Source organism: Candidatus Spechtbacterales bacterium, from assembly GCA_040879145.1.
Taxonomy (GTDB): Bacteria; Patescibacteriota; Minisyncoccia; order Spechtbacterales; family 2-12-FULL-38-22; genus JAWVZY01.
Map to the genome: position 1 here is coordinate 32,665 of JBBDKX010000021.1, position 25,948 is coordinate 58,612.

A 25,948-nucleotide genomic window follows, 5' to 3' on the forward strand; every position below is an offset into this window, starting at 1 on the left:
TGTTTTTATTTACTTTTCCGTCTCTATCCTCTATTATAACAGTAATATAAAGTAAGAGCTATTGCTATTATCCACACTTAAATAAGCTAAATGTTAGTATTTTGAACTCGTGCACACGATTGGATGCGCTTACAAGCAAGTACCTGCAAGATAAAGACGTATCATACATATGAAAAATATACCCACAAACTTAGAAAAACACCTGACAAAAAGAGCAAAAAATGCCTTGCGAAAATCTTTTAAGTTAGCCGCGCAATATCCCGATAAAACATCAAAAAACAAAGCAACACCAGCCCATCTTTTGTATGCCCTGGCGAAAGAGGAGGGTTCTATATCAAAAAACATACTTGAAGCTAATGACGTCAAAGCTACACGAATACTGACGGGGTTGAAAAAAATATCAGCTAAAAGCAGTTCAACAAACACAACGCCTGTAAGCGAGCTATCTCTTGATTATAAAAAGACCTTAAAAAAAGCGGCTAACTACGCTATGAACCAAGGGCACTATTTTATAGGCACCGAACACCTGCTATATGGAACCCTTAACAAATCGCAGGGTGTTGAAGGATTTACACAACAAAAAATGAAAAAAGTAAAAGAGCATCTTGATGATATGATGGCAAGTTATCTTTCTCTTGAAACAGGGCTAAACCCAAACATGCAAAAACTTAGTTCTCTTGTAAGCGAGCATGCAGACCATTCTCTTGAAGATGGCGAGTTGGAAGATGTTATTTTTTCAGATGTAAAGACAAAAACATCAAAAACCCCTGTGCTGGAATCTTTTTGTGAAAATCTTTCCCAAAAAGCTGCAGATGGGAACTTAGACCCTTTAGTTGGAAGAGAAGCTGAACTAAACCGCCTGGTAAGAATACTTTCCAGAAAAACAAAGAATAATCCCTTACTTGTAGGTGACGCGGGAGTTGGAAAAACAGCGCTTGTGCAGGGTCTCGCGCAAAAAATAAGCGAGGGTTATGTTCCGGCAAATCTTATAAACAAAACTGTGTATTCGTTAAACCTAAGCTCTCTTGTGGCCGGAACTCTTTATCGCGGGGAATTTGAAGAGAGGGTGCGCGACCTTCTTGAAGAAGCGGAAAAATCAAGTGTAATTCTTTTTATAGATGAGATACACATACTTCCCGGCGCGGGCTCAGCGCAGGGGTCGCTTGACGCGGCCAACATACTCAAACCGGCTTTGGTCAACGGAGCGTTTCAGTGTATAGGCGCCACAACATATGATGAGTATAAAAAAACCATAGAAAAAGATACAGCCCTGGACAGGCGTTTTCAAAAAATATTTATTAAGGAGCAGACTCCTCAGGAGGCGATAAAAACCCTGGTGCACCTCAAGCCCTTCTATGAACAACATCACAACGTTGCTATATCCGACAAAATTATTAACATGTGCGTTGATCTGTCTGTAAAATATATCCCCTCAAGATTCCTTCCCGACAAGGCGCTTGATATTCTTGATGAGGCTTCTTCGCTTACACGAACAGAAAAGATGATAAAAAAAGAGCATAGAGATATAAAGATACTGCAGGCAGAAATAATAGACGTAATTATGGACAAAGAAGAGGCTCTTAGAAAAGAGCATTATCAAAAGGCCATGCAACTAAAAAACAAACAGGAAGCGCTTGAGCAAAAAATATACAAGATGCACAAAGACAACCACGACCGCAATGCTTCGCCAAAAGTAACAGAAAAAGCTGTCTACGAAGTAATATCAGAGATAGCGGGGGTTCCTCTTCGTCAACTAACAAAACAGGACTCAGATGCGCTCTCCTCTATTGAAGCTCAAATTGGAAAACACCTTTTCGGACAGGATGACGCAATCAAAAAAGTTGCAAAAGCAATCCGCAGAAATCGAACAGGGGTTACCCGCGGAAATCGCCCCATAGCTTCCATGCTGTTCATGGGACCGAGCGGAGTTGGAAAAACAGAACTTGCAAAAATAATTGCCCACTCGTTTTCGGGCACAAACCCTTCCAGCGAGGGGGCTCCGGGAGCACTTATAAAACTGGATATGTCAGAATATTCAGAAGCGCATACAATATCACGCCTCATAGGCGCGCCTCCCGGATACGTAGGTTATGAAGACGCGGGTCTTTTGACAGACAAGGTACGCAAGCATCCCTACTCAGTGGTGCTGTTTGATGAAATAGAAAAAGCACACCCAAAAATATTCAATGTACTCTTACAGATACTGGAAGAGGGAACTCTAACTGATTCACAGGGAAAAAGCGCGAGTTTTAAAAATACATTTATAATACTCACATCCAACGTGGGGGCAACTCTTTTCGGTAAAAATTCGGGGTTGGGATTTTCAGGAGCAGATTCCACAAATCGTGAAAAGAGCGCAATGGGAGCTCTTAAAGAGTTGATGAAACCGGAAATAATAAACCGGCTTGACGGCATAGTTGTATTCAATAATTTAGATTCCGCCACACTGGAGAAAATAGCAGAGGTACAAATTCACGAACTCAAAGAAAGACTTAGCGACACAATTGAAATTACTTTCTCCAGTGCTGTCGCAAAATGGCTGGCACACAATACAGACGCGCAAGAAAAAGGAGCGCGTGGAATAAGAAAAGCAGTAGAAACACATTTAGAAGAGCCTATTTCAGACATCCTACTAAAAGAGAAGGTAAAAAACATAAAAATAGAAGTAAGACAAAATAAGCTTGTTGTTAAAACAAACAATTGAGACATTTTTCCCAAGCCAATGTTACCATTGTAAAGCCCCCGGAAACTACCTTTGCGGGGACTGTTTTTGGGGGTTGGCCGTTATGTACGAACCGGCATGCCCCCACTGTGAGACACGCCTTCCTTTCGGAGAACTGCCAAAAGAATGCCGGCAGGAAGTAAAGCTGCACCGCGTTTTTACCAGCGGGCTTTATTCAGACGCAACACTTAATGGTTTGATAAAAGACCTCAAATACAAAGGCGCCTGGCGCCTTGCGGAACCTCTTGCCCGCTTTGCGTATTGGCAACTTGACCAAGGTGGCTACGCCGAAGTTATAAAAGAAAAGGTTGATATTATAATTCCCGTACCCCTTCATAAAAATAAATTAAAAAGACGCGGGTTTAACCACACTCAAAAGATTGCGGAACATTTATCTGAATTGCTCGATATTCCCTTAGAGATTGACGCTTTAGTTAAGTCAAAAAAAACCGATTCGCAAGTTGAAACCGGCTCAAGAGAAGAGCGTGAAAAAAACCTTGCCGGCGCGTTCGCTATCACCAATACACAGGTTCAACCTGTGTATAAAACACCCCACACAGGTTCAACCTGTGTATCTCCTATTTTTAATAAAACCGTGCTTTTAGTTGACGATGTTATTACCACAGGCTCTACACTGCGCGAATGCGCTCTTGCCTTACGCTTTCCATATAAATGCGCAAACGCGAAGCATAAAACATGCGAGCTTGGCAGTAGGTGTTATATGAAACAGTACGTGAGGGAGGTATGGGGGCTAACTGTAGCGAAGGACTAAATAAAAAGACACTGAATATTCAGCGTCTTTTTATTTAATCCTTACAATATTTATTCTGACTCTTTCATTTCATCAACTCCTCTATTCCTTTTATTAGCCCTTTCAACCTCCTGCACTTCAGCTGCAAACGGATTCAAGCCTGTTACTTCCTCAGCTGTCGGGCTATCTTCATAATGTGAATAGGCATTAGCGGAGCCGAATTTATCCTCTGCTGTTTTGCGCGCATCAGAGACCATTTCCGGAAGGATCTTTGCCAGTCCTTCTGCTTGTTCCGGGGTCAAGTCAAAATGTGTTCGCGTGCCTTCCATAACCTTTCCATCTTCACCGATCACTCCTAAACTCACATCTAAGTGACCGTGCTTGTTGACATCAACATTAACCCTGTAGCCGTCCCTGGTTATCAACCCTGTCCTTTCGTGGTGAGCGTGAATTTCCGGCTTTATCCATCCGTTTCCAAGTTTTTCTTTAATGCTTTTTATTTTCTTCTCCCCTTGATTATCAAATTTTTCTACAGACATATTTTTATAATTATTAAATTAATTATACTACCCTCATACTACCCCCCCCCTGCTGTTGATGTCAACATAAAAACACGGTTTTAACCGTGTTTTTATGTTTTAGTAAATGAGGTGAGATTCAATATTCTTATACATTAACCTCAAATCTCCAATCCATTGGAATTAATGTCAAATTAACCGGATGATTGAACCCGCTTTCTGTTTTCCACTTTGAAATTCCATCTCGAATATCGTTAAATAATCTGTCTCGGTCATCTGTCTTTGACGCACTCATGCGAACAAAGACCTCAATCGGGGCAACACCGACCTTAATGCGCGCGCTATTGGCGTATACAAATACATCTTTTATTTGTGTTGCTTCTGAAACTATTTTCTGAACCGCATTTGAAACCGCGATGATATCTTTGTCATCAAGCTTTGTGTCGTCATATTCAATGTGAATCATTGGCATAATTGTTTTGATTATTTTATTTTATAATTAGTCTGAATTAACACCACGCACAGGTTCAACCTGTGTACCTTCTATTTTTTATAAAACGTTGCGATAAAATATGGGTGAATTTTTTTAAGGCGAAGTTTAAATTGGTTCCCCTCCCTGCTTCCAAAACGATTTTCAAACAAAGCTATATATTCTTCTTCGTTAAACCAGCGTTCAATTTCATTTACTCCGTCTGAATCAAGTTTTTTAAATACCCAATCAACAATTCCACCAAACACTCCATAACGACTTTTAAGATTGAGGAATGCGGGCTCCATCACAACCACTCGTTCTTTTGCATTTGAATACACAAGATCAAATAATTCTTTGAGCTTTTTTTCAGGAATATGATGGACAACATCTACAAGTACTACTGTATCGCTTTTTTTATATGCACCTGGATCAAAAATATTCCCTTTCTCAACCTGCCTTCCTCTTTTTTGAGCATATATAATAAATTCTTCATTTAAATCAATTCCTGAGTAAACATTGGAGGAATCAATATACTTCTCCATCTGTCCGAAACCACACGCTACATCAAAAACACTAACATTCTTGCCCACCTCCTCGCTAAAAATTTTTAAAACAGATTTGCGATGAATTATCGGAATTAATATTTTATATATCCAAGGATACTTATATTGTAGCATCATGTTTTATTATTTAAACGCTTAATAATTGCAGCTTCTGATTTGAAAATTTCTTCATTAAAATTCATATCATTTGAAGAGTTCAAACATCTCAGTATCGGAGTCAATCTTTTTTGCTTTGTTATGAGCATCATCAACAGACAACTTTTTAGCAAAAAGATGATAGTAAAAATTCAAAACATAAAAAAGCGAAGCGTTGCCCATGGGATAATCTTTTGGCGCAATATAATTTTTTGCACCGGCATTGAGAAACGCATCAGCAAAGTCTTTTATTCCTGTTTTGCAACCAGTGCTAACAACAATCTGCCCGTCAAGTTTCAAAAATTCCGAAAGATTTACTCCAGTAAGAAACTTATCGTAGGGTTGTTGTTTCGCAATTTCTTCGCCAAGCTCGGGCAATACTATTCCCTCATCAACGCCATGACACATAAGCAGAATGTGTGGTGACAATTTTTGCTTGCCATTCAAAATATCGACCAAATCTTGAGATTTGCCGATAAAAAAAGTTCTTGTAACAACTTGCCACCATTCTGCAGAAGCTCTCGCTGCGAGAGCTTCCAAGTCGTTGTCGATAACAATAATATCCAAAAAGTTTTTGTTCATAAGATTAAAAAATTTCTTTTGCCATTACAAAATATGGTTCGAGCCGATTTGTTTTCGGGTTCTTTGGCAGAAGATTCTTTATGGAAATTACTAGGCTTTCAAATGCTTTACTATTGCATTACATTGAATCTCAAAATCATTGTCCATATTGAAAATTTGAAAATCATATTTTTTAGCTTCTTTCTCAAAGTAGCGAGAATAACCAACAACCATTTTTGCAATCAACTCATACGTACTTTCATCTTTTGTTTTTCGTATAACCCAGTCATTGGGCGTAGTTGACTTGTGAATATCTTGAATGAATTTCTGTTCGTCATATTTTATGAGGAAAACCGCCTTGACATGTTCTTTACCAAACTTTTTGAAAATACTATCCACGATCTCAGGAGTAACCTGATATCCCTCAACAATAAAATCGTCTTTATCAGTCAGATACGTTTCTGCCATCATGCTGATAGCATCATAAGTGGTTTTCCCTTGGGTGATGTAATTCTCGATAATCTGTTCCGCCGAGTGCTCCGAGTAAAACCCATCATTACTTTCTTCACGAAGGTAACTATGAGGAAACAATGTAGAGTGTTTTTCTTTTGGAGTGTACGCCCAAATTATATTTTGAAGCGTATCAGCTGAAATCCAAGGAATCCGAAACTCATTAGCCAGTTTTTTCGCTAACGTTGTTTTTCCACATTTCGGAGGACCGCCTATTAGATAAATCATATTTTCGAAAATGTTTTACTGAAGACCACCTCCTGCCAAGACACAACGCGCCGAGGCAACCTTATTTAGTTAGTCTGAATTTTTTGCTGCAATGACATCTATCTCCAATGTCGCTCCAAGCGGAAGCGATTGGACACCAACAGCTGTTCTTGCCGGAAGCGGATGTTCAAAGTAATTTCCGTAAACTTTATTTAGCGCAGATAGCTCCCTAAGATCTGTCAGGTATAAATGAACCCTGATGACATCCGCCAACGTTAGTTCTGCTTCTGCAAGTATCTTTTCAATACGGCGTACCGTAATCTCAAATTTTTCTTCAATTGAGTCGCCGATAATATTCCATTCGTCATCGGCATGAATTTGACCAGATATAAATACAAGGCCATTGACTTCAACAGCTCCCGACAACGGGGCTCCTGATTCTTCAGATGATTGATAAACCTGTTTCATGATTTTGTTTAAATCTTATTTTGGCGGTGTTTTTTGATTGATGTTCGAACTTTTTTTGAGGAAAACCCCCAATAAGGAAGCCAGCCCCGCCACGGCTCGGAAACCTCGCCACACCACAGAAAAATACTCTTTGCTCTTTTCATTTTGCGCGCGCCGGATTTCTTTTTCTTCTAATGAAAAGAGTATTTTTCTGCGGTGTTCTGCCCTCCAAGTATTCGGGCAGGTGGCGGGGCTGTCCTCAATTTGATTTCGTAAAGAAAAAGCGGAATTCCCCCCAAACCCCCCTTCCGCTTTTTCTTTTCTCAAACGGAACGGGAACGGAAGCAGTCGGGCAAAAATTCCTTCCCCCCAAACCCCTTCCTTTTTGCCCGCCTGCTTGGGCTTCGCCCACAAAACTTTTCGGCGGGACGGCGTTATTTTATCAAATTCCAATTATCGAGGAAATATCCCATTTCGTGATCTTTATTTCCGAGATACACTTTTTCGTCTCTAAATTTGATATTCACTCGATAGCGTTTTCCATGCCCGACTTCCAAAATGGCTTTTTCGTGGACTTTCTTTTCAACTTCATGAAATGGCAAAATCAAAAAATTGTTTTTCTTCTCGCCGTGCAAAACAAAAATATAGTAAATATTTCCGTTGCTGTGGCGTTCAAAAGACACTTTGCGAATATCAAAAACATAAGTATCAAAACTATTCAAATTTGAGGTTTTAACCTGTATGCCAAACAATTGATTTTCTTTGACCGCCACAATATCCATTCCCACATCTACGCTCATTATACTGGCGTTGAAACCACGAAAAAGCAACTCGCTACAAACTAAATACTCGCCAGCTTTTCCGGTAAATCCACCAGCAATAACAATTTTTTCTTCTTCCTCTTTTTCCGCTTCAATAATCTTTGGCGTTTCTTTGATTTCTTTTTTGTTTGGATTGAGCGCAAAAGTTCCGGGTGCGGTTTTGATAAAATCCGAGCCTTCAACTTTGGTTTTAATATCTACCGTGATTTGCGCGTTCATTGATGCTTCTGGTGTTGCGCCTTCTGTTTCCAAAATACCAGACTCCAAAGCCAACCGAGTGATTTCGGTATAATGCAAGGGCGTTTTTGCCTTTTTCAATATTTCAATTGCCGATTGTTTGAATGTGTTCATATTATTCTAAGGTTTTATCGTTATCAGAAAGCTCTGCAAATTTAGCTTCCATTGTGGGATTTCCGCGCGTTAGTCTTTTGATTGTTAAATCTTCAGCTTTATTATTGGCAAGGCGAAGATTATTTTCAGAAGACAAGAGAGCGTCTTTAGTTTTTTGAAGATGATCAATGGTTCTGTCTATTTCTTCAATAGCGGTTTTAAATTTGCGACTAGCAAGATCATAATTTTTGGCAAAACCTTCTTTAAACTTATTTATATTATCCTCAAAGTTTGTTATATCAACATTTTGGCTTTTAACTAAAGCGAGTTCAGCTTTATATTTCAGTGAGTTCATCGCCGCGTTGCGAAGCAAGGTAATAATTGGAATGAAAAATTGTGGACGAACAACATACATTTTGGGGTATTTATGAGCAACATCAACAATTCCGGTGTTGTATAGCTCATTTTCAGCTTCCAAAAGCGAAACAAGAACGGCATACTCGCATTTCTTTTCAGTACGATCTTTGTCTAGTTCTCGCAAAAAATCGTCGTTTCGTTTTTTTGTAGCAGTTTCATCTCCCTCATTCTTCATCTCAAACATGATTGAGATAATTTCATTGCCGGTTTCGTCGGTCTCTCGATAAACATAATCACCCTTACTTCCTGTTTTTGAATCGTTATCTTTTTCAAAATAAGCGTGTTGAAAAGCAGTCGCGCGAAGTTTGTTAAATTCGGTTTCGCAATGCTGTTCAAGTGTTTCCCCAACCATTTTGGTTGAGAGCTTGAGCTTCATATCTTTGCGAAGGGCGATCTCATCATCTTTCATCTTTATAATATCGTCTTTGGTTTTAAGATCGGCTAAATACTTTTCAAGCAATGATTTTTCCAGCAGTTGTTTTTCGGTTTCTTTGCTTTTTAGGTCATTAGCCAGATCATCACGCTCTTTTTCAATCTTTTTGACTGCTTCGGTAACACTGAGTTTTTTCTCTACCTCAGATTTATCAATCTTTGATTTCATTTCGGCGAGTTCAGCTTCCTTCTTCGCCAATTGTTCAGCAAGACTGCGATCCTTCTCGGCTCTTAACTCCACCAGTTCTTTATCTTTCTTCGCGAGTTCGTCTTGTAATGTATTTTTGAGATTGGATTCGGCTAATTTAACAGCACTTTCTTTTTCCTTTTCCGCAATATTTAATCGCTCACGCAATTCTTCTTCAAATTTATGATCACGAACCTGTTTGAGGATATCAGCAAAACCAGCCTCATCGACTTTGAAAACTTTTTTACAATTTGGACATATAATATCTTGCATATTGATTATTTTATTTTGTTATAACTTACCACCTGAAATATCAAAGAATCGCTCAAAGAAACTTGTTAGCTTATACAAAACACTTTCTCGTTTCTGTGTTCTTTCACCAGTTGGAGAAAATCGAGACACGGGCGGTAATACTTTTGATATCGCAGTACCAGTTGTTGCAACGCTTCCGTCTCGAAAAGCATTTTTTATAAATTTATAGGTTGCCTCTTTATCAAGATTTTCATTTTCAATAATTTTTTCCAATTCCTCAATCTTCTTTTCTTCTACAAATTTTTGCCAATCTTCATCAACAATTGAATGCACATCAAGAGAGGTAATAAATTGATTAATGAGATCCTTTTTATTTCGGAGTTCAACGCTAGAATCAATCGCTTTATTAATATCAACCAAAAGTTCTTTATTCTTTGTATGATCTTCGTGATATCTTTTTATAAGCCCTAAAATATAATCAATATTAATCTCGACTTGCTTAATAAGCTCCATTTCAAAGACTAGATCGTCATTAACATTTTCTTGTTCTCCATCAACACCTTTGCGAAATTCATTATACAAATCAATATACATGCTGTGATAATCCTGCACATCACGCTCGGTCAGAATTTCATTACCTGCGAATTCATCAAAAGTTGTCAGGATATTTCGCACACGCAAAACCGCTCCATATAATTTGATAAAATCTTTTTGGTTCTGTTCTCCAACAATACTTTCACCGACTGGAAATTTCTCTAAAAGTTCGTCTATTAAACTTTTGTAACCCCGGACTTGTTTTTCGCCGTCTTTATAGCCATTGTAATAATCGGCATAGGCTTTCAGCAGGACAATGCCACATGCTTCTTTGTCTCCAAAAAGTGCAATAGATTCGTTAGTTGCTTTTTCTAGGTTGCGAAAACAAACAATATTTCCAAAGGTTTTTACACTGTTTAAAATGCGGTTTGTTCTGGAAAATGCTTGTAACAATCCATGTAAACGAAGATTTTTATCAACCCATAAAGTATTAAGAGTTGTTGCGTCAAATCCGGTCAAAAACATGTTTACCACAATCAAAATATCTATTTCTCTTTTTTTAACTCTTTCGCTTACATCTTTATAATAATTTTGAAACTTATCTGACGAAGTATCATAGGAAGTTCCAAACATCTTGTTATAATCAACGATAGCTTTTTCCAGAAAATCTCGAGAGCTGACATCAAGTCCGCTCGTATCTTCAGAATTTTCATCAATCATTCCGTCCGCGTCTTCATCATTGACCCCAAAACTAAAAATCGTAGCTATTTTAAGTCGTTTGTCGCTTGGCTCGTCGGTTAGTTGCTTTTTAAATTCAAGATAATACTTTTTTGCCACATCAATAGACGAAACGGCAAAAATAGAATTAAATCCCGCCAGTCTGCGATCCTGAATTTTATAAAAACTATTTCGTTTTGTCTTTTGGTCAAAATGTTCTCGAATATATCGGACAATATTTTCCAGTCGCTCTGGGGCGCAAAGTATAGCCTCGCGATCAATATCTTTCACTTTTGCATCTTCAATATTTTCCGCTTCACGAACTGTAGAAACATAATCAACCTTAAACGGCAAAACATTTTTGTCAGCAATTGCATTGACGATTGTGTAAGTGTGCAATTTTTCTCCAAAAGCTTGTTCGGTAGTTTTGAAATCAATGCGACCGCCAGATGAAGAATTTACCGCAAAAATTGGCGTGCCGGTAAAGCCAAAAAGATGATAATTGTTAAATGCTTTGACGATACTCGCATGCATATCGCCAAATTGTGAACGATGGCACTCGTCAAAAATCAAAACAATATGTCCGTCAAAAATAGTGTGTCCAGAGTTTCGATTGATAAATCTGTCTAATTTTTGAATCGTTGTAATAATTATCCGAGAATTAGAATTTTCTAATTGTTTTTTCAAAATAGCGGTACTGGTATTGCTATTCGCCGCCCCTTTTTCAAATTTGTCATACTCTCGCATTGTTTGATAGTCCAAATCCTTACGATCAACTACAAATAAAACTTTATCTACATAAGGTAATTTGCTGACGAGTTGAGCGGTTTTAAAACTGGTCAAAGTCTTTCCCGAACCTGTCGTATGCCAAATATAACCGCCTGCTTCTATTGTCCCTAGTTTTTTATAATTTGTACTAACCTCAACTCTGCTCAATATTCGTTCGGTAGCAACTATTTGATATGGTCGCATCGCTAAAAGCTGTTTATCGGTAGTAAACACACAATATTTAGTCAAAATATTCAAAATCGTATGCTTGGCAAAAAATGTCTTGGCAAAATCCATCAGCTCGGTAATTGGTTTATTTGTCGCGTCTGCCCACCAGCTCGTAAATTCAAAACTATTGCTCGATCTTTTTCCTTTTTTGATTTTGCCTTCGCTTGCTTCTTTTATGTGCTGTGATCTGGTTGTATTGCTGTAATATTTGGTATGCGTTCCATTGGAAATAATAAAAAGTTGTACATATTCAAAAAGTCCGCTGGATGCCCAAAAACTTTCTCGTTGGTAACGATTGATTTGATTAAATGCTTCTTGGATGGCGACACCACGGCGTTTTAGCTCGATATGAACAAGAGGAAGTCCGTTTACCAGAACTGTCACATCATAACGATTCACTCGCTGTCCGTCCTCGGTCGCATATTGATTGATCACCTGCAAGCTGTTGTTGTGAATATTTTTCTTGTCTATTAGATCAATATTCTTAAAAGTGCCGTCATCTCGGTCTAATATTTTTGTGCTATCTTCTTGAATAGTGGCGGTTTTTTCTTCAATGCTTTGATTTGGATTGGCAATAATACTGACAAAAAACTTTCCCCATTCGGTATCGGTAAAAGTAAAATTATTTAGTTTTTCCAACTGTTGACGCAGATTAAGAACAAGCTCATTTTCAGAAGTGATTTTCAAATATTCGTATGCTTGCGTTTCTAATTGTTTTATAAAAACACTCTCAAGATCGGCTTCACTTTGGTAGTGAGCCACTCTTTTGGTATCTGGAACATACTCGGCAACAACCGTGCTTTGAGTGCTTTCGGCGACTAAGTTGTATTTATTCTTATTTGGCATATTCTTTTTCTTTGAAAGTTAGAAGTTTCCCTCGGTAGTATTCATATTGTGATCGACGAGCTTTGAGTTCAGCCGGTAAGCCAATTGAAATATCATTTACAAGGGCATCAAATTTGTCGAGGATTGAAACAATTCGTTTTTGTTCGGGTAAGAGTGGAATAGGAATTTTAAACTCTTTTACCTTGGCATCTGAAATTGATGGATATGCAGAACCTTCTTGCTTCTGTTCAACATAATCATTAAAACGACTAGAAGCAATATTGAAATATATCCATTTTGGCAGAACTTTTTTTTCATCTGCTCTTAAAACACAATATCCAGTACTTGCAATCTGCCCGTCATAAACATCATCAATTAGAGTATATCGTCGTAGGGTTGGACGAGTGGTTGCAAAAATCACATCATCTTTTTGTATAAGTTTTTGCGCTCTACTAGGTGCGTTATTTGAATTAATTTCAACAGTTTCATTTATACTATGATCATCACGGCTAACAGATGTTAAATCAATATATTTATAAATTTTGTCTATTTCTTTCCATTTTATATTTTGAGTTGAGAATGTTACTTCCCCCAAAGTTTTATATTCTACATCTTTTATATTCAACAAATCATCTCGATAATGCTCATACTGCTTCTTCCTCGCCTCCAGCTCTGCCTCCAGCTCTGCCTCCAGCTCTGTAAAACTATCAAGAATTTTGACGATTTCTTGTTGGACTGGGAGGGGTGGGATGGGGATTTTGATTTTTTCCATTACATTACTCATTATCTTGGGATTTCCCATTCCAGCACTAACATATTTTTTAGATAATGTCGCCAAGATATATGAAAGGAACTTCATGTTCACATTCCTATCTTTAGCTTTCAAAAGTCCGCAAACATTCGTAATACTAAATTTTCCGTTACGATAGAAAATTGAACCAGCATATGCTCCGTCAGTTGTCCAAGTTATATACTCACCGTCATAGTCATAAGTATTGATGCGACCAAAAACACCGTTGTCCGCTGTTTGAGATGAATACACTGGATACTCGCCGGCATTTTCATTCAAATAATCTTTTGACATTACTCTCCCGCGATTGATTTGGCAGATTTCACCAATACTCTTTAACTCAATCCCATTCGGGCAAAGTTCAGCAATTAGTTTTTCGATTTTAGATTGATTAGTTATCATAATTTTTTAAGTGAATCGACATCGCTTTCTATATATCCTCTTAAGATATCAATTGACTCTTTCAGTTTTTCATCAAAATCACCCTTCTTGTTTGCCGGATAATGGATACAATTTCTAATAAATGTTGGCAATGTTACTTTCGCATTTTTTACTTTAGGTTTACTTGTATCAGTACAGTCTTTTTCAGCTTTTTTTATTTGTTTGAGATATTGTTCATCAAAAGCATTTATACCTATACTTTCAATATGCTTTGATTCATCTTTTTCTTTAGAGTTCTTGTCATTAACAAACCAATCTCTTAATTTATCGTAAAGTTCGTTGTGGTATTGTTCATCTAAAATGTCGAAAACTTCATATGACACTTCTGCATAGCTTGTTTGTTTTTTACCTAATTCATCAACCTCTCGTACATTTGTATATTCTTCATTATTTTGATTTTTTATCTTTTCAACTCGATAATATCTACCCAAATCTTTTTTATCAATCATGTAGTTCGAGTGTGTGGCGAATAAAACAATATTACTTTTGCTATTGTTTGTAATCTCTACAAGCTGAGCAAGTAAATGCTCTTGTGCTTTTGGATGTAAATGTGTTTCAGGCTCATCAAGTAAAATAATTGTATTTTGCAGTTCCTCATTTTTATTTTCTGCAACGACAGTTAATAAAAAAGAAATGAATTGCTTAAAACCATCACTCCGCATGTCTGATGTCTGAGCTTTTCCTTCTGTATCAATATCTTTAACATGAAAATTAATATGCCCATCCATTATCTTAAATGTAATTTCTATAGGATGTTTGGGCCAAGCTGTATTAATATGCTCTGTTACATTTTTGCCAAGTCTCTTTTCAAGATATTCACAAGTTGGAGTATCAGCTAAAGCATCCTCTAGTTCCTGTTTTATTTTATCTTGAGAAATTGAAGATAGTAAAAAACAGTTTCTCAGAGGTATTGAGGTGTTTGTGTCATTAATAAACTGTTCAATATTTATCGGTTTTGAAATTAGATAACGATCTTCTGCAGTCCAGAAAATTGTTTTATGTACATTTTCCTCTATAAAGTTATCAAATTCATCTTTGTTATTGATTTCAATTTCTTGATCTCCTTCAAAAACTGAAGTTGAATATTCAGGATCAGCACTAGCCTTAGAAAAACTAATAACATAATCTGCAATCAAAGAGCTCAAAATTTTATTCTTTGGTTTTTTAACTTCCTTAATTTTACTATCTTCAACATCTTGCGTCTGCCCACCTTCTATAGCAGAAACTTCTTTTTCTAAATTTGGGACTGGATTATCAACAGAATCTTCTTTATTTAAAATCTCGTACAATTCCTTATCCTCTTTCGAAGTAATACTATATCGATAAGTAATTTTTATTTCTTCTTTTAATCTAAAGTCTTTTAATAATGGAAGTTTTGTACCAGAGTCGTCAACTAATCCATCTTTTAAGCCAATCGCTTTTAATATAGATGATTTACCAGCTTCATTTATTCCTATTAATCCGTAAGTGAAACTATTGTCATCTCTTTTGATTATGTTAAAAGGAGTTTCTTTTATACTTCTATAATTTTCAATTGTAATTTTTGTGATTTTCATAAATTTATCGTTTAGTATTTTCAATATCCGCCACAATCTCATCAATCGCAGTACGCAGTTCATTTTGTCTTGACACGATCTTGGCAATTTTTTCGTTGAGTTCCGTTATATTCACCACCTCGCGTGTATCTTCCGCCATCACATAACTTGAAACCGCAATATTGTAATCATTCTCACCAATAGTTTTATTATCAACTAACTTTGCAAAATACTCTGCATCTTGTCGTAGCGTAAAAGCATCAAGAATTTTTTTGCGATTTCCTTCGCTCAATTTATTTTTATTTCCGCCCCGTACAAATTCAGCCGAGGCATCAATAAATAAAGTTTTGTTGTCTTTTTTGCTTTTTTTCAAAACAATAATGCAAGTAGCAATAGTCACCCCAAAAAATAGATCGGGGGGAAGCTGGATAACCGTATCAATATAGTTATTATCAACCAAATACTTGCGGATTTTTTGTTCAGCTCCGCCACGATAGAGAACTCCCGGAAATTCAACAATCGCCGCCGTTCCGCTGGTTGAAAGCCACGCAAGCATGTGCATGGTAAAAGCGAGATCAGCTTTGCTCTTTGGCGCCAACACCCCAGCCGGCGAAAAACGCGGATCATTAATCATCAAAGGATTGGCATCGCCGTCCCACTTTATCGAATATGGCGGATTAGAAACAATGGCGTCAAACGGTTCATCATCCCAATGTTTTGGATCAGTGAGTGTGTCGCCGTGAGCAATATCAAAATGATTGTAATTAATATCATGCAAAAACATGTTGATACGGCAAAGATTGTAGGTAGTGAGATTTATTTCTTGACCAAAAAATCCCTGCCTGACATTTTCCTTGCCAAGCACTTTTGCAAATTTCAAAAGAAGCGAACCAGATCCACAGGCTGGATCGTAGACTTTATTAACTTCTGTTTTGCCTGCTGTTGCGATTTCCGCCAAAAGCTCGCTCACTTCTTGAGGTGTATAATATTCTCCGCCAGATTTACCAGCATTAGATGCGAACATCGCCATTAAATATTCGTAAGCATCACCAAAAGCGTCGATTGTATTATCTCCATAATTACCAAGACGAAGATCGCCGATGGCTTCTAAAAGTTTTACGAGTTTTTGATTTCTTTTCTCTACAGTTCCACCGAGCTTATTTGAATTCACATCTAAATCGTCAAATAATCCTTTCAAGTCATCTTCACTATCAAATCCTTTCGCAGAATTTTCGATATTATCAAAAACATTTGAAAGTGTTTCGTTAAGTTTTGCATCGTTGCGAGCATTTTTACGAACATTTACAAAAAGAGCACTTGGTAAAATATAAAAACCTTTTTCTTTTATAGTGTCGGCTCTTCCAAATTCAGCTTCTTTATCAGAAAGTGAAGCATAATCAAAATCTTTGTTGCCGGTGCGTCGCTCATCGGCATTGATGTAATTTGTAAGATTTTCGCTGATGAAACGATAAAAAAGTATTCCAAGAACATATTGCTTGAAATCCCACCCATCAACGGCACCTCGCAAATCATTGGCAATCTGCCAAATAGCACGATGAAGTTCGGCTCGTTCTTGTTCTTTGGTTGTATTTAGATTATTTGCCATAATTTTATTTCATTAAATCATCAAGCGAAACGCCGAGAGCGTCCGCAATTTTTTTGACTGTATCAATAGTAGGGTTGGGAGTAGAGCCAGCTTCAATTTTGGCAATCGTATGAAAAGCCAAATCTGCTTTTTTTGAAAGCACATCTTGAGAAATACCGAGCTTGTTTCGGTATTTCTTTATATTCTCGCCAATTGTGGATTTTTCGTTTGACATATTCGTATAGTTTTACTATTATAGTTGTATAGTATTAAAAACATCACTTATTTATAGTTAGTATATGAAATTTTTAGCATTTAGTCAAACAAAATTAGGGAGTTCTTTTGACATAACGCGCGCACGGGTGGGTGGGGCAAGCGTTATCCCTCTTTTATCCTCTCTTTTGTTTTCTGTCCCGCCGTCCCGCCGAAAAGTTTTGGGGGCGAAGCCCAAGCAGGCGGGCAAAAAGGAAGGGGGTTGGGGGGAAGGAATTTTTGCCCGACTGCTTCCGTTCCCGTTCCGTTTGAGAAAAGAAAAAGCGGAAGGGGGGTTTGGGGGGAATTCCGCTTTTTCTTTACGAAATCAAATTGAGGACAGCCCCGCCACCTGCCCGAATACTTGGAGGGCAGAACACCGCAGAAAAATACTCTTTTCATTAGAAGAAAAAGAAATCCGGCGCGCGCAAAATGAAAAGAGCAAAGAGTATTTTTCTGTGGTGTGGCGAGGTTTCCGAGCCGTGGCGGGGCTGGCTTCCTTATTGGGGGTTTTCCTCAAAAAAAGTTCGAACATCAATCAAAAAACACCGCCAATTTTCACTTTTTGTGAAATCGTAAGGAATTGCCTCGGCGCAAAGCGCCTCGGCATGGTATTTTTCCGCAATTTTGAAGGCATTTTTGAAATCCAAAAACAAAGAGCGGTCGGCAATGCGGAAGTTCGCAGAGCGAAGCTCTGGCAAAATGAAATTTTGCAAACCAATCTTTTTTCTTTCGCTTTCAGCGAAAGGTTGAGCGTATTTTTCTTTGATTGCCCAAAAACTAATTTCAAAACAATATGGACAACATAAATTTACAAACCAAAAAGTTTTTCCTCTATGCCCGTAAATCCACGGACGAACCCGAAAGGCAGGTTTTGAGTATTGAAGCGCAAATTTTCGAGCTGAAAGAATACGCCCGAAAAGAAAATTTGCAGATCGTCCGTGAATTTGTGGAAAGCAAAACCGCCAAAGAACCCGGGCGAGAAATTTTTAATGAAATGGTGGCGGGCATAGAGAAAAACGAAGCCGAGGGAATTTTAGCGTGGCACCCTGACCGTCTTGCTCGCAATTCCATAGACGGCGGACGAATAATCTATCTTGTAGATACTGGAAAGATCACCACGCTAAAATTTCCAACTTTTTGGTTTGATTCAACTCCACAGGGAAAATTTATGTTGTCCATTGCTTTTGGGCAATCAAAATACTATGTGGATAATCTTTCGGAAAATATAAAGAGGGGTATTCGCCAGAAATTGCGAAATGGAATTTGGCCCGCTTGGGCGCCACTTGGCTATATAAACGATAAAAACGCTCGCTGTATCGCTGTGGACAAAGAAAAGGCGAAGTATATCAAGCGGGCTTTTGAAATGTATTCAACTGGCGAATATCCCCTCGCTCAAATCCGAAAGATTATCAATTCCTTGGGCTTGGTTGGCAAGAAAGGCAAAATGCTTTCCGTCTCAAATTATCAATATATGCTCAAGAACAAAATATATTTTGGCATGATTGAATATAACGGCGAATTGTATGACGGAAAGCATGAACCGATTATCACAAAGAAACTTTTTGATTCTGTTCAAGAAGTGATGATGAAAAAATCCAAACCGAAAACGCCAAAATTGAAACCGTATGTGTATAGAGGATTTTTCCGTTGCGGAGAGTGTGGCTGTTTCATAACTACCGAAACGCAGAAAGGTCATAACTACCTGCGATGCACTAAACGGAAAAATCCTTGCACGCAAAAATATGTTCGCGAGGAAATCATCACTTCTCAAATAAAAGAGGAAATCAAAAAAGTTTCTTTGTCTTCCGCTTGGGCAAACGCTTCAATCAATTATTTTGAAAATGAAAAATTGAAAACCGCCCAAGCGGAAAGCTCTTTTGCCCAAAAGTCGCGAGATGAGCTTGTGGAAACAGAAACAAAACTTGATCGTTTGCTTGATTTACATTTGGAAGGCAGTTTGTCGCAAACGGAATATGCTACTAAAAAGCACAAGCTCATTCTCGCAAAAAAGGATTTGGAAGAAAAAATCTCGTCTTTTGGGCGAAAGAGCAATAATCGGTTCGAACTTGCCATAAACTTCATAAAAGAAGCCAACCAAGCCGAAAAATACGCTCAACAAGAAAATCCCGAAAGGATTCGGGATTTTCTCAAAAAGATTGGTTCGAACTTCCGCATTGCCGACCGCTCTTTGTTTTTGGATTTCAAAAATGCCTTCAAAATTGCGGAAAAATACCATGCCGAGGCGCTTTGCGCCGAGGCAATTCCTTACGATTTCACAAAAAGTGAAAATTGGCGGAGGGGGTGGGACTCGAACCCACATAGGCTTGCGCCTGCCAGTTTTCAAGACTGGTTCCTTAGCCAATTCGGAGCACCCCTCCTTATTTATTTTTTCTTCTTTTTACCCTGAGTTCGTCGAATGGGCCAATCCTTTATCCTCAATCCTTTTCCAAATTTCTTAACAACCACCTTTTGATGCTCTTGCCATTTCAGTTCGCGCATTAACTCAATAGGGATGTTTATATGGTACATATCCCCTGACTTTTGTATATTCCTTATATTTTCTTCCTCTATCTTTCTTCTTGGCATAACAAAAAAAATAATATTATAAATAGTACTATTTATAATATTATTTTGGCGGTGTATTCTAAAAATAGCTTACTAAGATAAAAAATTATTTATCTTGCTCCGCCAATAAATTCCTGACCTTTTTCATTGCTTCGGCTAATTGTCGGCGAGTCTCAACCCTTTCTGGGTTATCGTTTTGTTGTTCTGCGTTTTGAGCATCCTGCACAAGCCAGTCATGAAGAACTTCATCCAAGTAACCCGGGCCATTGAAGCCCGCATCAACATACAGCATGGTTTTAGCGAGGTTAGTTCGATGTTTTAATTCATTGCTTCCTTCAGATCGTTTGTCTTCCTGTGCTTGCCACTTGTCAAAAAGCTCGTTTGCATCTTTTACTTCTGCGTTTTCAAAGTCTAAGTCATCAGGATTTTTAACGCCTTGCTCAACAAATTTCTTATACGCATTAATGACTTCTTCTCTTGTTATTTCTTTTTCTGATTCTGGCGATGGAAATGATTCCTTCATATAAAATATTAGCTTGTTCTGTTTAATTATTGCTGATGCGGAGGAGGTGGGATTCGAACCCACGGGCCGCTAACGCGGCACGGTTTAGCAAACCGTCCCATTTGACCACTCTGGCACTCCTCCTATTGTCCCCTGATTATACATTAATTGTTGTATTTTTTCAAATGTTTAGGATTATTACTGCTTATTGTATCAAAATAAATTTTCATGTCATGCTTACTATCCAAACGCACATCCCGCCCTGCCAGTCTTGGATTTAAGCCAGTATTGCGCATTATTTTGAAAACTGAATTTCTAAGGGGTTCTGAATAAGATGTAAATGACAGTTTTTTATAAGAGTACTCCTTACTCTTAACTCTATATCTATGAATAAAAATAGAGCCATCTGTGTCAACCAAGCCCCGCAGGCACGCAATTTCGAAATCTTTATCACCCATTATCCATTTCGGTATATCTACCTGCTTTTTTATTTTATTACCTCTTACTAAACCCAGATTATTTTCACAAAACCTTACTAACTCTACTCGAGATACCGCATAAATACACGCATTAGCATCTTTTCGTTCGTGAATTCCCACATATACTCCAAACAGATTCTCCATTAAATTTTTTACATATACGCCATATTTTTTATCATCTTTACTATGAAGTGTAACTGTAACCTGTTGATTAGATATACCCCCATCCCCTAACATTATTCCAACAAACTCTGCAAGGCTTTTTGAGTATTTAGGTTTTTTAATTTTTATTGGAGCACTTGTAAGCCCGCTTGACTTAAAACGCCCTTCTTTCTCCCACCATTCATACCATTTCTGTTTTCTGTATTTCTCATTTTTTGGCATTTCCCCATACTTACTAATAACAGCCTCCCACCCCAACTTTGCGCCTTCATGCGCATACCAATATTTATCTAACATCGTTATATCTTTAGGCCAAGATTGTTTAGATTTCTCACATAAAATTTTCAACGATTTTTCATTTATTAAAAATTTTTCACGTCGCCAATCTCTAACAGTACGCTCAGACCTACCACACCACTTTGCCATTTGTTCAACTGAAAACTCTTTTTCTATATTTTCTATAAAAGCTTTTTGTTTTCCTTTTGGAAATCTTATTCTGCTATCTTTAATCTTTTCAGCCATATCTCCATAATACACCATTCTAACACACTTTTCAATGTGCCCTTATAAATATAGACAAAATACGCTAAAATAAGTACATGGAAAACTTTAGATGGCAAATATCTAAAAAGGATAGAGCTACCCCTTGGGGCGTATTAAGTATTTTATTTGTTATATCTTTGGCCGCCGGAGCGTACCAATTATTAACAGAAAACTATTTTGGAGCAGCTCTCTTTGTTGTAGCTCCCGTTATTATGTTTATGGTATCTACACAAGGGCAAAAGGAATTTTACTGCGAAATAACTGATGAGGGAATAAAAGCAAACAACAAGTTTTACCCCTTTAAAAAATTGAACTTCTTTGCTATAATAGCGGACAGTTTAATAGTGAAGGTTAAAAAAGAAAAAGATGTTGTTTATATGCCCATACATTTTGAAGACGCGGAATTAATAAGAGAAGTTTTATCTCCGCAGCTAAAAGAGAAGGAGTACGAAGAGAACTTTTCAGAGATTGTAAACAGGTTTTTAAGGATACACTAACTGTCCCCGTGGCTTAACAAGACCCCGCACTAAAAATATGCGCCCGTAGTTCAGCGGATAGAACGCTTCCTTGCGGAGGAAGAGGCCGCAGGTTCAATTCCTGCCGGGCGCACAAATCGCATATTTTAGTGCGGGACATGTGCCGCGCAACTACAAAGTCGCAGGCGAAGTCCCGTCACCAAAAAAGTATTTTATTTTTGATTGAGCGAAGCGAAAGATATACTTTTTCTGGTGCGGGATTCGACTCCTGTCGGGGACGCCAAAAAATGATTTTTATAGCTACAATTGGCGGACTTGCCGCGTTAATATTTTGGGGCTTAAGTGACTACTTTGGAGGTAAAAGTAGTCAAAATGCAGGACCGCACTTAACAAATATAGTAATACAATTTTCAAGCGTTATAGCATTACTGCCTATTGTCTTGTTTTCAGGTATAGATTTTAATTTTAACCTTTCCTTTGTTGTGGTCATGGCTATAGCTGCTCTTTTCACTATTGCGTATGTTTCTTTTCTTAAGTCACTACAAATAGGTCCTTATGGTGTTGCAGCACCCGTTGCGAACAGTTACGCATTAATTACTTTGATAGTTAGTCTTTTAATTTTTAAAACCCAAATTTCCGGTTTACAACTTATAGCATTGATTATAATAATTATAGGAGTAATAATGCTTGCGATTGACAAAACAACATTCCATCATAAAAAAATTAAAGGAACTACCGCCTATCTTGCGGGTATCGCAGCCATATTTTGGGGAATAGGATTTGCCTTGATGGATACAGTTTTAGGAGACTTTACATGGTATCAATTATTTTTTCTGATATCTCTTTGGATGGTTATATTTGGGTCTATTTATTACTTGAAAGAACATAAAAAAATTCCAAAGAAAGAGGAGTTGACCACCGAAAAACTAAGGGAAGCCTGGATCGCCGGAATCCTAATTACTGTGGGTTCCTCAATATTTTTTATATCACTTGAAAAAACCTTAAGTGTTGCAGTTCCTGCAGTTATAGCATCCGCATCACCGCTGGTTACTTCGTTTACAGCCTGGGTAAAAGAACAAGAGCGCCTTTCTGTATATAAAAGAATAGGTGCTGTAATAATAGTTATTGGCTTAATGCTTTTAAACGTTTAGCCCGTTTATATGAATCTCTCCACTCCAACAGAAGAAATACAGAGGATAGGCTCAGTTTACGCAAAGCGTCTGAAGAAATTAGGGATTGAGAAGGTCCGGGACCTTCTTTTTCATTTTCCTTCCCGTTATGAGGACTACTCTAAAATAACGTCCATAGCGAATGTAAACCCAGATGATTTTGTAACCATACAGGGCAAAATAGTGCATATATCAGAGAGAAACTCATTTAAGAGAAATTTAAAAATTATAGAAGCCGTAATAGAGGATGAAACAGACACAATAAAGGCAGTCTGGTTTAACCAATCTTATGTAAAAAATCGGCTTGATACCAACTCCCCAGTGCTTTTGGCGGGAAAAGTAACACACGGCAAAGATGGAATTTATCTGTCTAATCCTGCATCCGAAGTAGTACGCTTAGACTCTGTCCCTATACATACAGGGCGCATAGTTCCTATATACCCCGAAACAAGGGGGGTAACTTCCAGATGGCTACGGTATATTATTTATAAACTCCTGCCACTTGCCGAAAACATAGAGGACCCTATGCCGGAGGAAATTCTAAAAGCTCACGACCTGCTCCCGCTTAAAGACGCTCTATATACTATACATTTTCCAGCAAATATGGAGATTGCGCAAAAAGCAAAAAGAAGGTTTGAGTTTGAACAGCTTTTTTATGTTCAACTCTCCGCCTTAAAAACCAAACTAGACCTGCAAAAAGAAAATTCTCCCAAAATTAAAACGGAGGTAGAACTTACCAAAAAATTTGTAAAATCGCTTCCTTTCACTCTTACAGATTCTCAAAAAAAGGCTTCATGGCAGATATTAAAAGACATGGAAAGAAAAGTGCCTATGAACAGAATGCTGGAGGGAGACGTGGGAAGCGGCAAAACTATTGTAGCGGCTTTAGCAGCTTTAAATGTTGCAAAAGCAGGGTTTCAAACAGCTTTAATGGCGCCCACAGAAATACTCGCGGAACAGCATTTTAAATCATTAAGTGAACTTTTTAAAAATCAAGATATACAAATTGCTCTTTTTACCCGCAGTCACCAAAAAACTACAATACACGAAAAAAAACTAACAAAAGAAACTATAAAAAAAGAGATAGCAACAGGCGCGGTAGATTTGATTATAGGCACGCATACTCTCGCGCAAGAAAATGTTAAATTTAAAAATTTAGGACTTGTGGTAATAGATGAACAGCACCGCTTCGGAGTCTCTTATCGAGCGGCGCTTGCCAAAAAAACAGGGCAATCCTCCTCCGCCAAGGCTTCGGCGAGACACGGAAAATCCTCCCCTATCCCCCATCTTTTGAGCATGACAGCAACTCCGATACCCAGAAGCTTGGCGCTTACAATATATGGAGATCTTGATATATCCCTGCTAAAAGAGATGCCGGAGGGAAGGAAGGAAATAATAACAAAAATAGTTCCGCCATCAAAAAGAAACGAAGCATACAAACTTATACAAAAAGAGCTTGATGTGGGAAGACAGGCCTTTTGCATATTCCCCCTTATTGAAGTTTCAGAAAAACTGGAGGCAAAAGCGGCAAAAGAAGAGTACGAAAAATTATCAAGCGGACCTTTCAAAAATTACAACGTAGGGCTTTTGCATGGAAAAATAAAAGCAAAAGAAAAAGAGGAAATAATGCGCGATATGAAGGAAGGTAAAATAGACTTGCTTGTTGCAACATCGGTTGTAGAGGTTGGTATAGATATTCCAAACGCCACCATAATGATGGTAGATGGCGCCGAACGTTTTGGATTGGCGCAACTGCACCAGTTCCGGGGAAGAGTAGGGCGTGACAAGCACCAGTCTTACTGCTTCCTCCTAACAGAATCTAACACAGACAGTACAGCGAAACGCCTCCAAGCCTTGACCAAGGCAAAAAACGGCTTTGAGCTTGCTGAATACGACCTGAAGTTCCGTGGCGCGGGAGATCTTTACGGTGTGCGCCAAAGCGGAATGCCAGATATCGCTATGGCATCTTTAAGTAATATGGAGCTTATTGAAGAGACAAGGGATAGCGCGAACAAAATTCTTGAAAAAGATGGTGATTTAAAAAAATGGACAGTACTAAAAGAAATAGTAGAAGAGATGCAAAAGACTATGCACTTTGAGTAAATTGATAAAACTGATAATAGTTGATTCACGCTGAAAACAAAAACGATTGAAGTTAAACTTCAATCGTTTTTATAAGTCGTACGCTTTTCGGCGACTATTGCTAATAAAGTGTGTATATCTCATATATCTTCATTATGAGGTATTGCACTTCAAACGAAACTAGAGAGATAAAGCTCTCCCTTTATCTTGCCCTCTTCTCTCATTTTTATCAGTTTTCCTCTTAAGTCAGGAGTTAGGGATGAGCAGCCTGTAAAATAAGCATCTCCGTTGAATATAATATTGTCGGGTATTTCTTTGAGAGATGTGCAGCCTCCAAAATAAGCCCTTCTTTCAAAGGTTGTGTTGTCGGGTATTTCTTTGAGAGATGTGCAGTGCCCAAAATTAGCATCTCCTTCAAAGGTTGTGTTGTCGGGTATTTCTTTTAATGTTTCCGCATAGGGACTAAAATCTATATTCTTGGACACGATGATCTTCTCTTTTTCTGTATCTATTTTAAAATTGGCTTCAATAAATTCTCCCGCCTCCTCTTCGCTGTTACCCAGGTTTTCCCGCGCCCATTGTATGAGTTTTTCTTTTTCTCTTTCTGGGTTGAACTCCTGTTCTTGAGCGCCACTATCTGCATTATCATATTTTTCTAATTCATCTAGATCTTGAGGATCATCATCCTGAGGCATCGCACCTCCTAGTTTTTCTATACTCATAATATTAAAATTTAATTCTACTCTTCCATAATACCCCCCCCGACCTAAAAATGCAAGCGTTTTTATACACAAAATTAATCTTAGCTCATGAAGCTTTTTAATCTATGCACTATCCGTAAGTTAAATACTCGCCATACAACAAGTACAACCTATTAAAAGAGAGACGGCCGTCTCTCTTTTAATAGGTTGTACTTGTTGTACAAAGCGCGGCACAAAAAAGAATGACCCATACATGTGAGTCATTA

General features: G+C 38.0%; 25 protein-coding genes and 3 tRNA genes. 7 read left to right on the forward strand and 21 right to left on the reverse strand.

Annotated elements, in window-relative coordinates:
• The first annotated feature begins 169 nt into the window (after window positions 1-169).
• Both WDZ40_02165 and WDZ40_02170 read left to right on the forward strand, forming a co-directional pair.
• Entirely contained in the window at window positions 170-2,704 is a 2,535-nt protein-coding gene (locus tag WDZ40_02165) for an ATP-dependent Clp protease ATP-binding subunit (GenBank protein MEX0877651.1), read from the forward strand.
• An 82-nt stretch (window positions 2,705-2,786) separates the two neighbouring features.
• Window positions 2,787-3,494, forward strand: a complete 708-nt coding sequence (locus WDZ40_02170; GenBank protein MEX0877652.1) for a phosphoribosyltransferase family protein — start codon at window positions 2,787-2,789, stop codon at window positions 3,492-3,494.
• A 50-nt stretch (window positions 3,495-3,544) separates the two neighbouring features.
• Here the strand turns inward: WDZ40_02170 and WDZ40_02175 are convergent, their stop codons facing one another.
• From WDZ40_02175 to WDZ40_02240, 14 genes are all read right to left on the reverse strand, one after another.
• Window positions 3,545-4,012 (reverse strand): hypothetical protein, encoded by a 468-nt coding sequence (locus WDZ40_02175; protein MEX0877653.1) that lies wholly within the window; start codon window positions 4,010-4,012, stop codon window positions 3,545-3,547.
• 127 nt (window positions 4,013-4,139) lie between these two features.
• Complete coding sequence (locus WDZ40_02180) at window positions 4,140-4,463, reverse strand: hypothetical protein (GenBank protein ID MEX0877654.1); 324 nt, start codon at window positions 4,461-4,463, stop codon at window positions 4,140-4,142.
• 71 nt (window positions 4,464-4,534) lie between these two features.
• A complete protein-coding gene (locus WDZ40_02185) occupies window positions 4,535-5,143 on the reverse strand; it encodes a class I SAM-dependent methyltransferase (GenBank protein MEX0877655.1) in 609 nt (202 codons plus the stop codon).
• Between the two features lie 66 nt (window positions 5,144-5,209).
• Window positions 5,210-5,743, reverse strand: a complete 534-nt coding sequence (locus WDZ40_02190; GenBank protein MEX0877656.1) for a hypothetical protein — start codon at window positions 5,741-5,743, stop codon at window positions 5,210-5,212.
• A gap of 90 nt (window positions 5,744-5,833) precedes the next feature.
• On the reverse strand, window positions 5,834-6,460 hold the full coding sequence (locus tag WDZ40_02195) for an AAA family ATPase (GenBank protein ID MEX0877657.1): 627 nt from the start codon (window positions 6,458-6,460) through the stop codon (window positions 5,834-5,836).
• A 69-nt stretch (window positions 6,461-6,529) separates the two neighbouring features.
• Window positions 6,530-6,907 carry a RidA family protein gene (locus WDZ40_02200; GenBank protein MEX0877658.1) on the reverse strand — a complete coding sequence of 126 codons (378 nt, stop codon included), beginning with the start codon at window positions 6,905-6,907 and terminating at the stop codon, window positions 6,530-6,532.
• 15 nt (window positions 6,908-6,922) lie between these two features.
• Window positions 6,923-7,339 (reverse strand): hypothetical protein, encoded by a 417-nt coding sequence (locus WDZ40_02205; GenBank protein MEX0877659.1) that lies wholly within the window; start codon window positions 7,337-7,339, stop codon window positions 6,923-6,925.
• Window positions 7,321-8,058, reverse strand: a complete 738-nt coding sequence (locus WDZ40_02210) for a winged helix-turn-helix domain-containing protein (protein MEX0877660.1) — start codon at window positions 8,056-8,058, stop codon at window positions 7,321-7,323. Before WDZ40_02210 ends, WDZ40_02205 begins: the two co-directional genes overlap by 19 nt.
• Before the next feature lies 1 nt (window position 8,059).
• Window positions 8,060-9,346, reverse strand: coding sequence for a DUF2130 domain-containing protein (locus WDZ40_02215; protein ID MEX0877661.1), 1,287 nt, complete (start codon window positions 9,344-9,346; stop codon window positions 8,060-8,062).
• Window positions 9,347-9,364: 18 nt separating this feature from the next.
• On the reverse strand, window positions 9,365-12,418 hold the full coding sequence (locus WDZ40_02220; GenBank protein ID MEX0877662.1) for a type I restriction endonuclease subunit R: 3,054 nt from the start codon (window positions 12,416-12,418) through the stop codon (window positions 9,365-9,367).
• Window positions 12,408-13,589 carry a restriction endonuclease subunit S gene (locus WDZ40_02225; GenBank protein MEX0877663.1) on the reverse strand — a complete coding sequence of 394 codons (1,182 nt, stop codon included), beginning with the start codon at window positions 13,587-13,589 and terminating at the stop codon, window positions 12,408-12,410. Before WDZ40_02225 ends, WDZ40_02220 begins: the two co-directional genes overlap by 11 nt.
• On the reverse strand, window positions 13,586-15,184 hold the full coding sequence (locus WDZ40_02230; protein ID MEX0877664.1) for an AAA family ATPase: 1,599 nt from the start codon (window positions 15,182-15,184) through the stop codon (window positions 13,586-13,588). Before WDZ40_02230 ends, WDZ40_02225 begins: the two co-directional genes overlap by 4 nt.
• Before the next feature lie 4 nt (window positions 15,185-15,188).
• Window positions 15,189-16,769 carry a type I restriction-modification system subunit M gene (locus WDZ40_02235; protein MEX0877665.1) on the reverse strand — a complete coding sequence of 527 codons (1,581 nt, stop codon included), beginning with the start codon at window positions 16,767-16,769 and terminating at the stop codon, window positions 15,189-15,191.
• Window positions 16,770-16,773: 4 nt separating this feature from the next.
• On the reverse strand, window positions 16,774-16,983 hold the full coding sequence (locus WDZ40_02240) for a helix-turn-helix transcriptional regulator (protein ID MEX0877666.1): 210 nt from the start codon (window positions 16,981-16,983) through the stop codon (window positions 16,774-16,776).
• Window positions 16,984-17,047: 64 nt separating this feature from the next.
• On the opposite strand from WDZ40_02240, the gene WDZ40_02245 reads away from it, so the two are divergent.
• Window positions 17,048-17,809, forward strand: coding sequence for a hypothetical protein (locus tag WDZ40_02245; GenBank protein ID MEX0877667.1), 762 nt, complete (start codon window positions 17,048-17,050; stop codon window positions 17,807-17,809).
• A gap of 1,133 nt (window positions 17,810-18,942) precedes the next feature.
• On the opposite strand, the gene WDZ40_02250 is transcribed toward WDZ40_02245, so the two are convergent.
• The 6 genes from WDZ40_02250 to WDZ40_02275 all read right to left on the reverse strand — a co-directional run bounded on the left by WDZ40_02250 (window position 18,943) and on the right by WDZ40_02275 (window position 21,233).
• A complete protein-coding gene (locus WDZ40_02250; GenBank protein MEX0877668.1) occupies window positions 18,943-19,323 on the reverse strand; it encodes a hypothetical protein in 381 nt (126 codons plus the stop codon).
• Window positions 19,294-19,381: transfer RNA gene (locus WDZ40_02255), tRNA-Ser, on the reverse strand. The genes WDZ40_02250 and WDZ40_02255 overlap by 30 nt, the downstream gene beginning before the upstream one ends.
• Window positions 19,382-19,385: 4 nt before the next feature.
• Window positions 19,386-19,589: a hypothetical protein gene (locus WDZ40_02260; protein ID MEX0877669.1), complete on the reverse strand. Its 204-nt coding sequence runs from the start codon at window positions 19,587-19,589 to the stop codon at window positions 19,386-19,388.
• 85 nt (window positions 19,590-19,674) lie between these two features.
• A complete protein-coding gene (locus WDZ40_02265) occupies window positions 19,675-20,091 on the reverse strand; it encodes a hypothetical protein (protein MEX0877670.1) in 417 nt (138 codons plus the stop codon).
• Between the two features lie 38 nt (window positions 20,092-20,129).
• Window positions 20,130-20,214 (reverse strand) — tRNA-Ser (locus WDZ40_02270).
• Window positions 20,215-20,234: 20 nt separating this feature from the next.
• Entirely contained in the window at window positions 20,235-21,233 is a 999-nt protein-coding gene (locus WDZ40_02275) for a hypothetical protein (protein MEX0877671.1), read from the reverse strand.
• 77 nt (window positions 21,234-21,310) lie between these two features.
• Between WDZ40_02275 and WDZ40_02280 the strand changes: the two genes are divergently transcribed.
• The 4 genes from WDZ40_02280 to recG all read left to right on the forward strand — a co-directional run bounded on the left by WDZ40_02280 (window position 21,311) and on the right by recG (window position 25,002).
• Entirely contained in the window at window positions 21,311-21,751 is a 441-nt protein-coding gene (locus tag WDZ40_02280) for a DUF5673 domain-containing protein (protein ID MEX0877672.1), read from the forward strand.
• 39 nt (window positions 21,752-21,790) lie between these two features.
• Window positions 21,791-21,863: transfer RNA gene (locus tag WDZ40_02285), tRNA-Arg, on the forward strand.
• Between the two features lie 25 nt (window positions 21,864-21,888).
• Window positions 21,889-22,881 carry a DMT family transporter gene (locus WDZ40_02290; protein ID MEX0877673.1) on the forward strand — a complete coding sequence of 331 codons (993 nt, stop codon included), beginning with the start codon at window positions 21,889-21,891 and terminating at the stop codon, window positions 22,879-22,881.
• Between the two features lie 9 nt (window positions 22,882-22,890).
• Window positions 22,891-25,002 carry an ATP-dependent DNA helicase RecG gene (gene recG, locus WDZ40_02295; GenBank protein ID MEX0877674.1) on the forward strand — a complete coding sequence of 704 codons (2,112 nt, stop codon included), beginning with the start codon at window positions 22,891-22,893 and terminating at the stop codon, window positions 25,000-25,002.
• A gap of 149 nt (window positions 25,003-25,151) precedes the next feature.
• On the opposite strand, the gene WDZ40_02300 is transcribed toward recG, so the two are convergent.
• Entirely contained in the window at window positions 25,152-25,703 is a 552-nt protein-coding gene (locus WDZ40_02300; protein MEX0877675.1) for a hypothetical protein, read from the reverse strand.
• Window positions 25,704-25,948 lie beyond the last annotated feature (245 nt).

Excerpts from the sequence above, each read along its gene's own strand:
- WDZ40_02165 (MEX0877651.1), top strand. The coding sequence starts at position 170 with ATGAAAAATATACCCACAAACTTAGAAAAACACCTGACAAAAAGAGCA.
- WDZ40_02170 (MEX0877652.1), top strand. The coding sequence starts at position 2,787 with ATGTACGAACCGGCATGCCCCCACTGTGAGACACGCCTTCCTTTCGGA.
- WDZ40_02175 (MEX0877653.1), bottom strand. The coding sequence starts at position 4,012 with ATGTCTGTAGAAAAATTTGATAATCAAGGGGAGAAGAAAATAAAAAGC.
- WDZ40_02180 (MEX0877654.1), bottom strand. The coding sequence starts at position 4,463 with ATGCCAATGATTCACATTGAATATGACGACACAAAGCTTGATGACAAA.
- WDZ40_02185 (MEX0877655.1), bottom strand. The coding sequence starts at position 5,143 with ATGATGCTACAATATAAGTATCCTTGGATATATAAAATATTAATTCCG.
- WDZ40_02190 (MEX0877656.1), bottom strand. The coding sequence starts at position 5,743 with ATGAACAAAAACTTTTTGGATATTATTGTTATCGACAACGACTTGGAA.
- WDZ40_02195 (MEX0877657.1), bottom strand. The coding sequence starts at position 6,460 with ATGATTTATCTAATAGGCGGTCCTCCGAAATGTGGAAAAACAACGTTA.
- WDZ40_02200 (MEX0877658.1), bottom strand. The coding sequence starts at position 6,907 with ATGAAACAGGTTTATCAATCATCTGAAGAATCAGGAGCCCCGTTGTCG.
- WDZ40_02210 (MEX0877660.1), bottom strand. The coding sequence starts at position 8,058 with ATGAACACATTCAAACAATCGGCAATTGAAATATTGAAAAAGGCAAAA.
- WDZ40_02215 (MEX0877661.1), bottom strand. The coding sequence starts at position 9,346 with ATGCAAGATATTATATGTCCAAATTGTAAAAAAGTTTTCAAAGTCGAT.
- WDZ40_02220 (MEX0877662.1), bottom strand. The coding sequence starts at position 12,418 with ATGCCAAATAAGAATAAATACAACTTAGTCGCCGAAAGCACTCAAAGC.
- WDZ40_02225 (MEX0877663.1), bottom strand. The coding sequence starts at position 13,589 with ATGATAACTAATCAATCTAAAATCGAAAAACTAATTGCTGAACTTTGC.
- WDZ40_02230 (MEX0877664.1), bottom strand. The coding sequence starts at position 15,184 with ATGAAAATCACAAAAATTACAATTGAAAATTATAGAAGTATAAAAGAA.
- WDZ40_02235 (MEX0877665.1), bottom strand. The coding sequence starts at position 16,769 with ATGGCAAATAATCTAAATACAACCAAAGAACAAGAACGAGCCGAACTT.
- WDZ40_02240 (MEX0877666.1), bottom strand. The coding sequence starts at position 16,983 with ATGTCAAACGAAAAATCCACAATTGGCGAGAATATAAAGAAATACCGA.
- WDZ40_02245 (MEX0877667.1), top strand. The coding sequence starts at position 17,048 with ATGAAATTTTTAGCATTTAGTCAAACAAAATTAGGGAGTTCTTTTGAC.
- WDZ40_02250 (MEX0877668.1), bottom strand. The coding sequence starts at position 19,323 with ATGTGGGTTCGAGTCCCACCCCCTCCGCCAATTTTCACTTTTTGTGAA.
- WDZ40_02260 (MEX0877669.1), bottom strand. The coding sequence starts at position 19,589 with ATGCCAAGAAGAAAGATAGAGGAAGAAAATATAAGGAATATACAAAAG.
- WDZ40_02265 (MEX0877670.1), bottom strand. The coding sequence starts at position 20,091 with ATGAAGGAATCATTTCCATCGCCAGAATCAGAAAAAGAAATAACAAGA.
- WDZ40_02275 (MEX0877671.1), bottom strand. The coding sequence starts at position 21,233 with ATGGCTGAAAAGATTAAAGATAGCAGAATAAGATTTCCAAAAGGAAAA.
- WDZ40_02280 (MEX0877672.1), top strand. The coding sequence starts at position 21,311 with ATGGAAAACTTTAGATGGCAAATATCTAAAAAGGATAGAGCTACCCCT.
- WDZ40_02290 (MEX0877673.1), top strand. The coding sequence starts at position 21,889 with ATGTGCCGCGCAACTACAAAGTCGCAGGCGAAGTCCCGTCACCAAAAA.
- recG (MEX0877674.1), top strand. The coding sequence starts at position 22,891 with ATGAATCTCTCCACTCCAACAGAAGAAATACAGAGGATAGGCTCAGTT.
- WDZ40_02300 (MEX0877675.1), bottom strand. The coding sequence starts at position 25,703 with ATGAGTATAGAAAAACTAGGAGGTGCGATGCCTCAGGATGATGATCCT.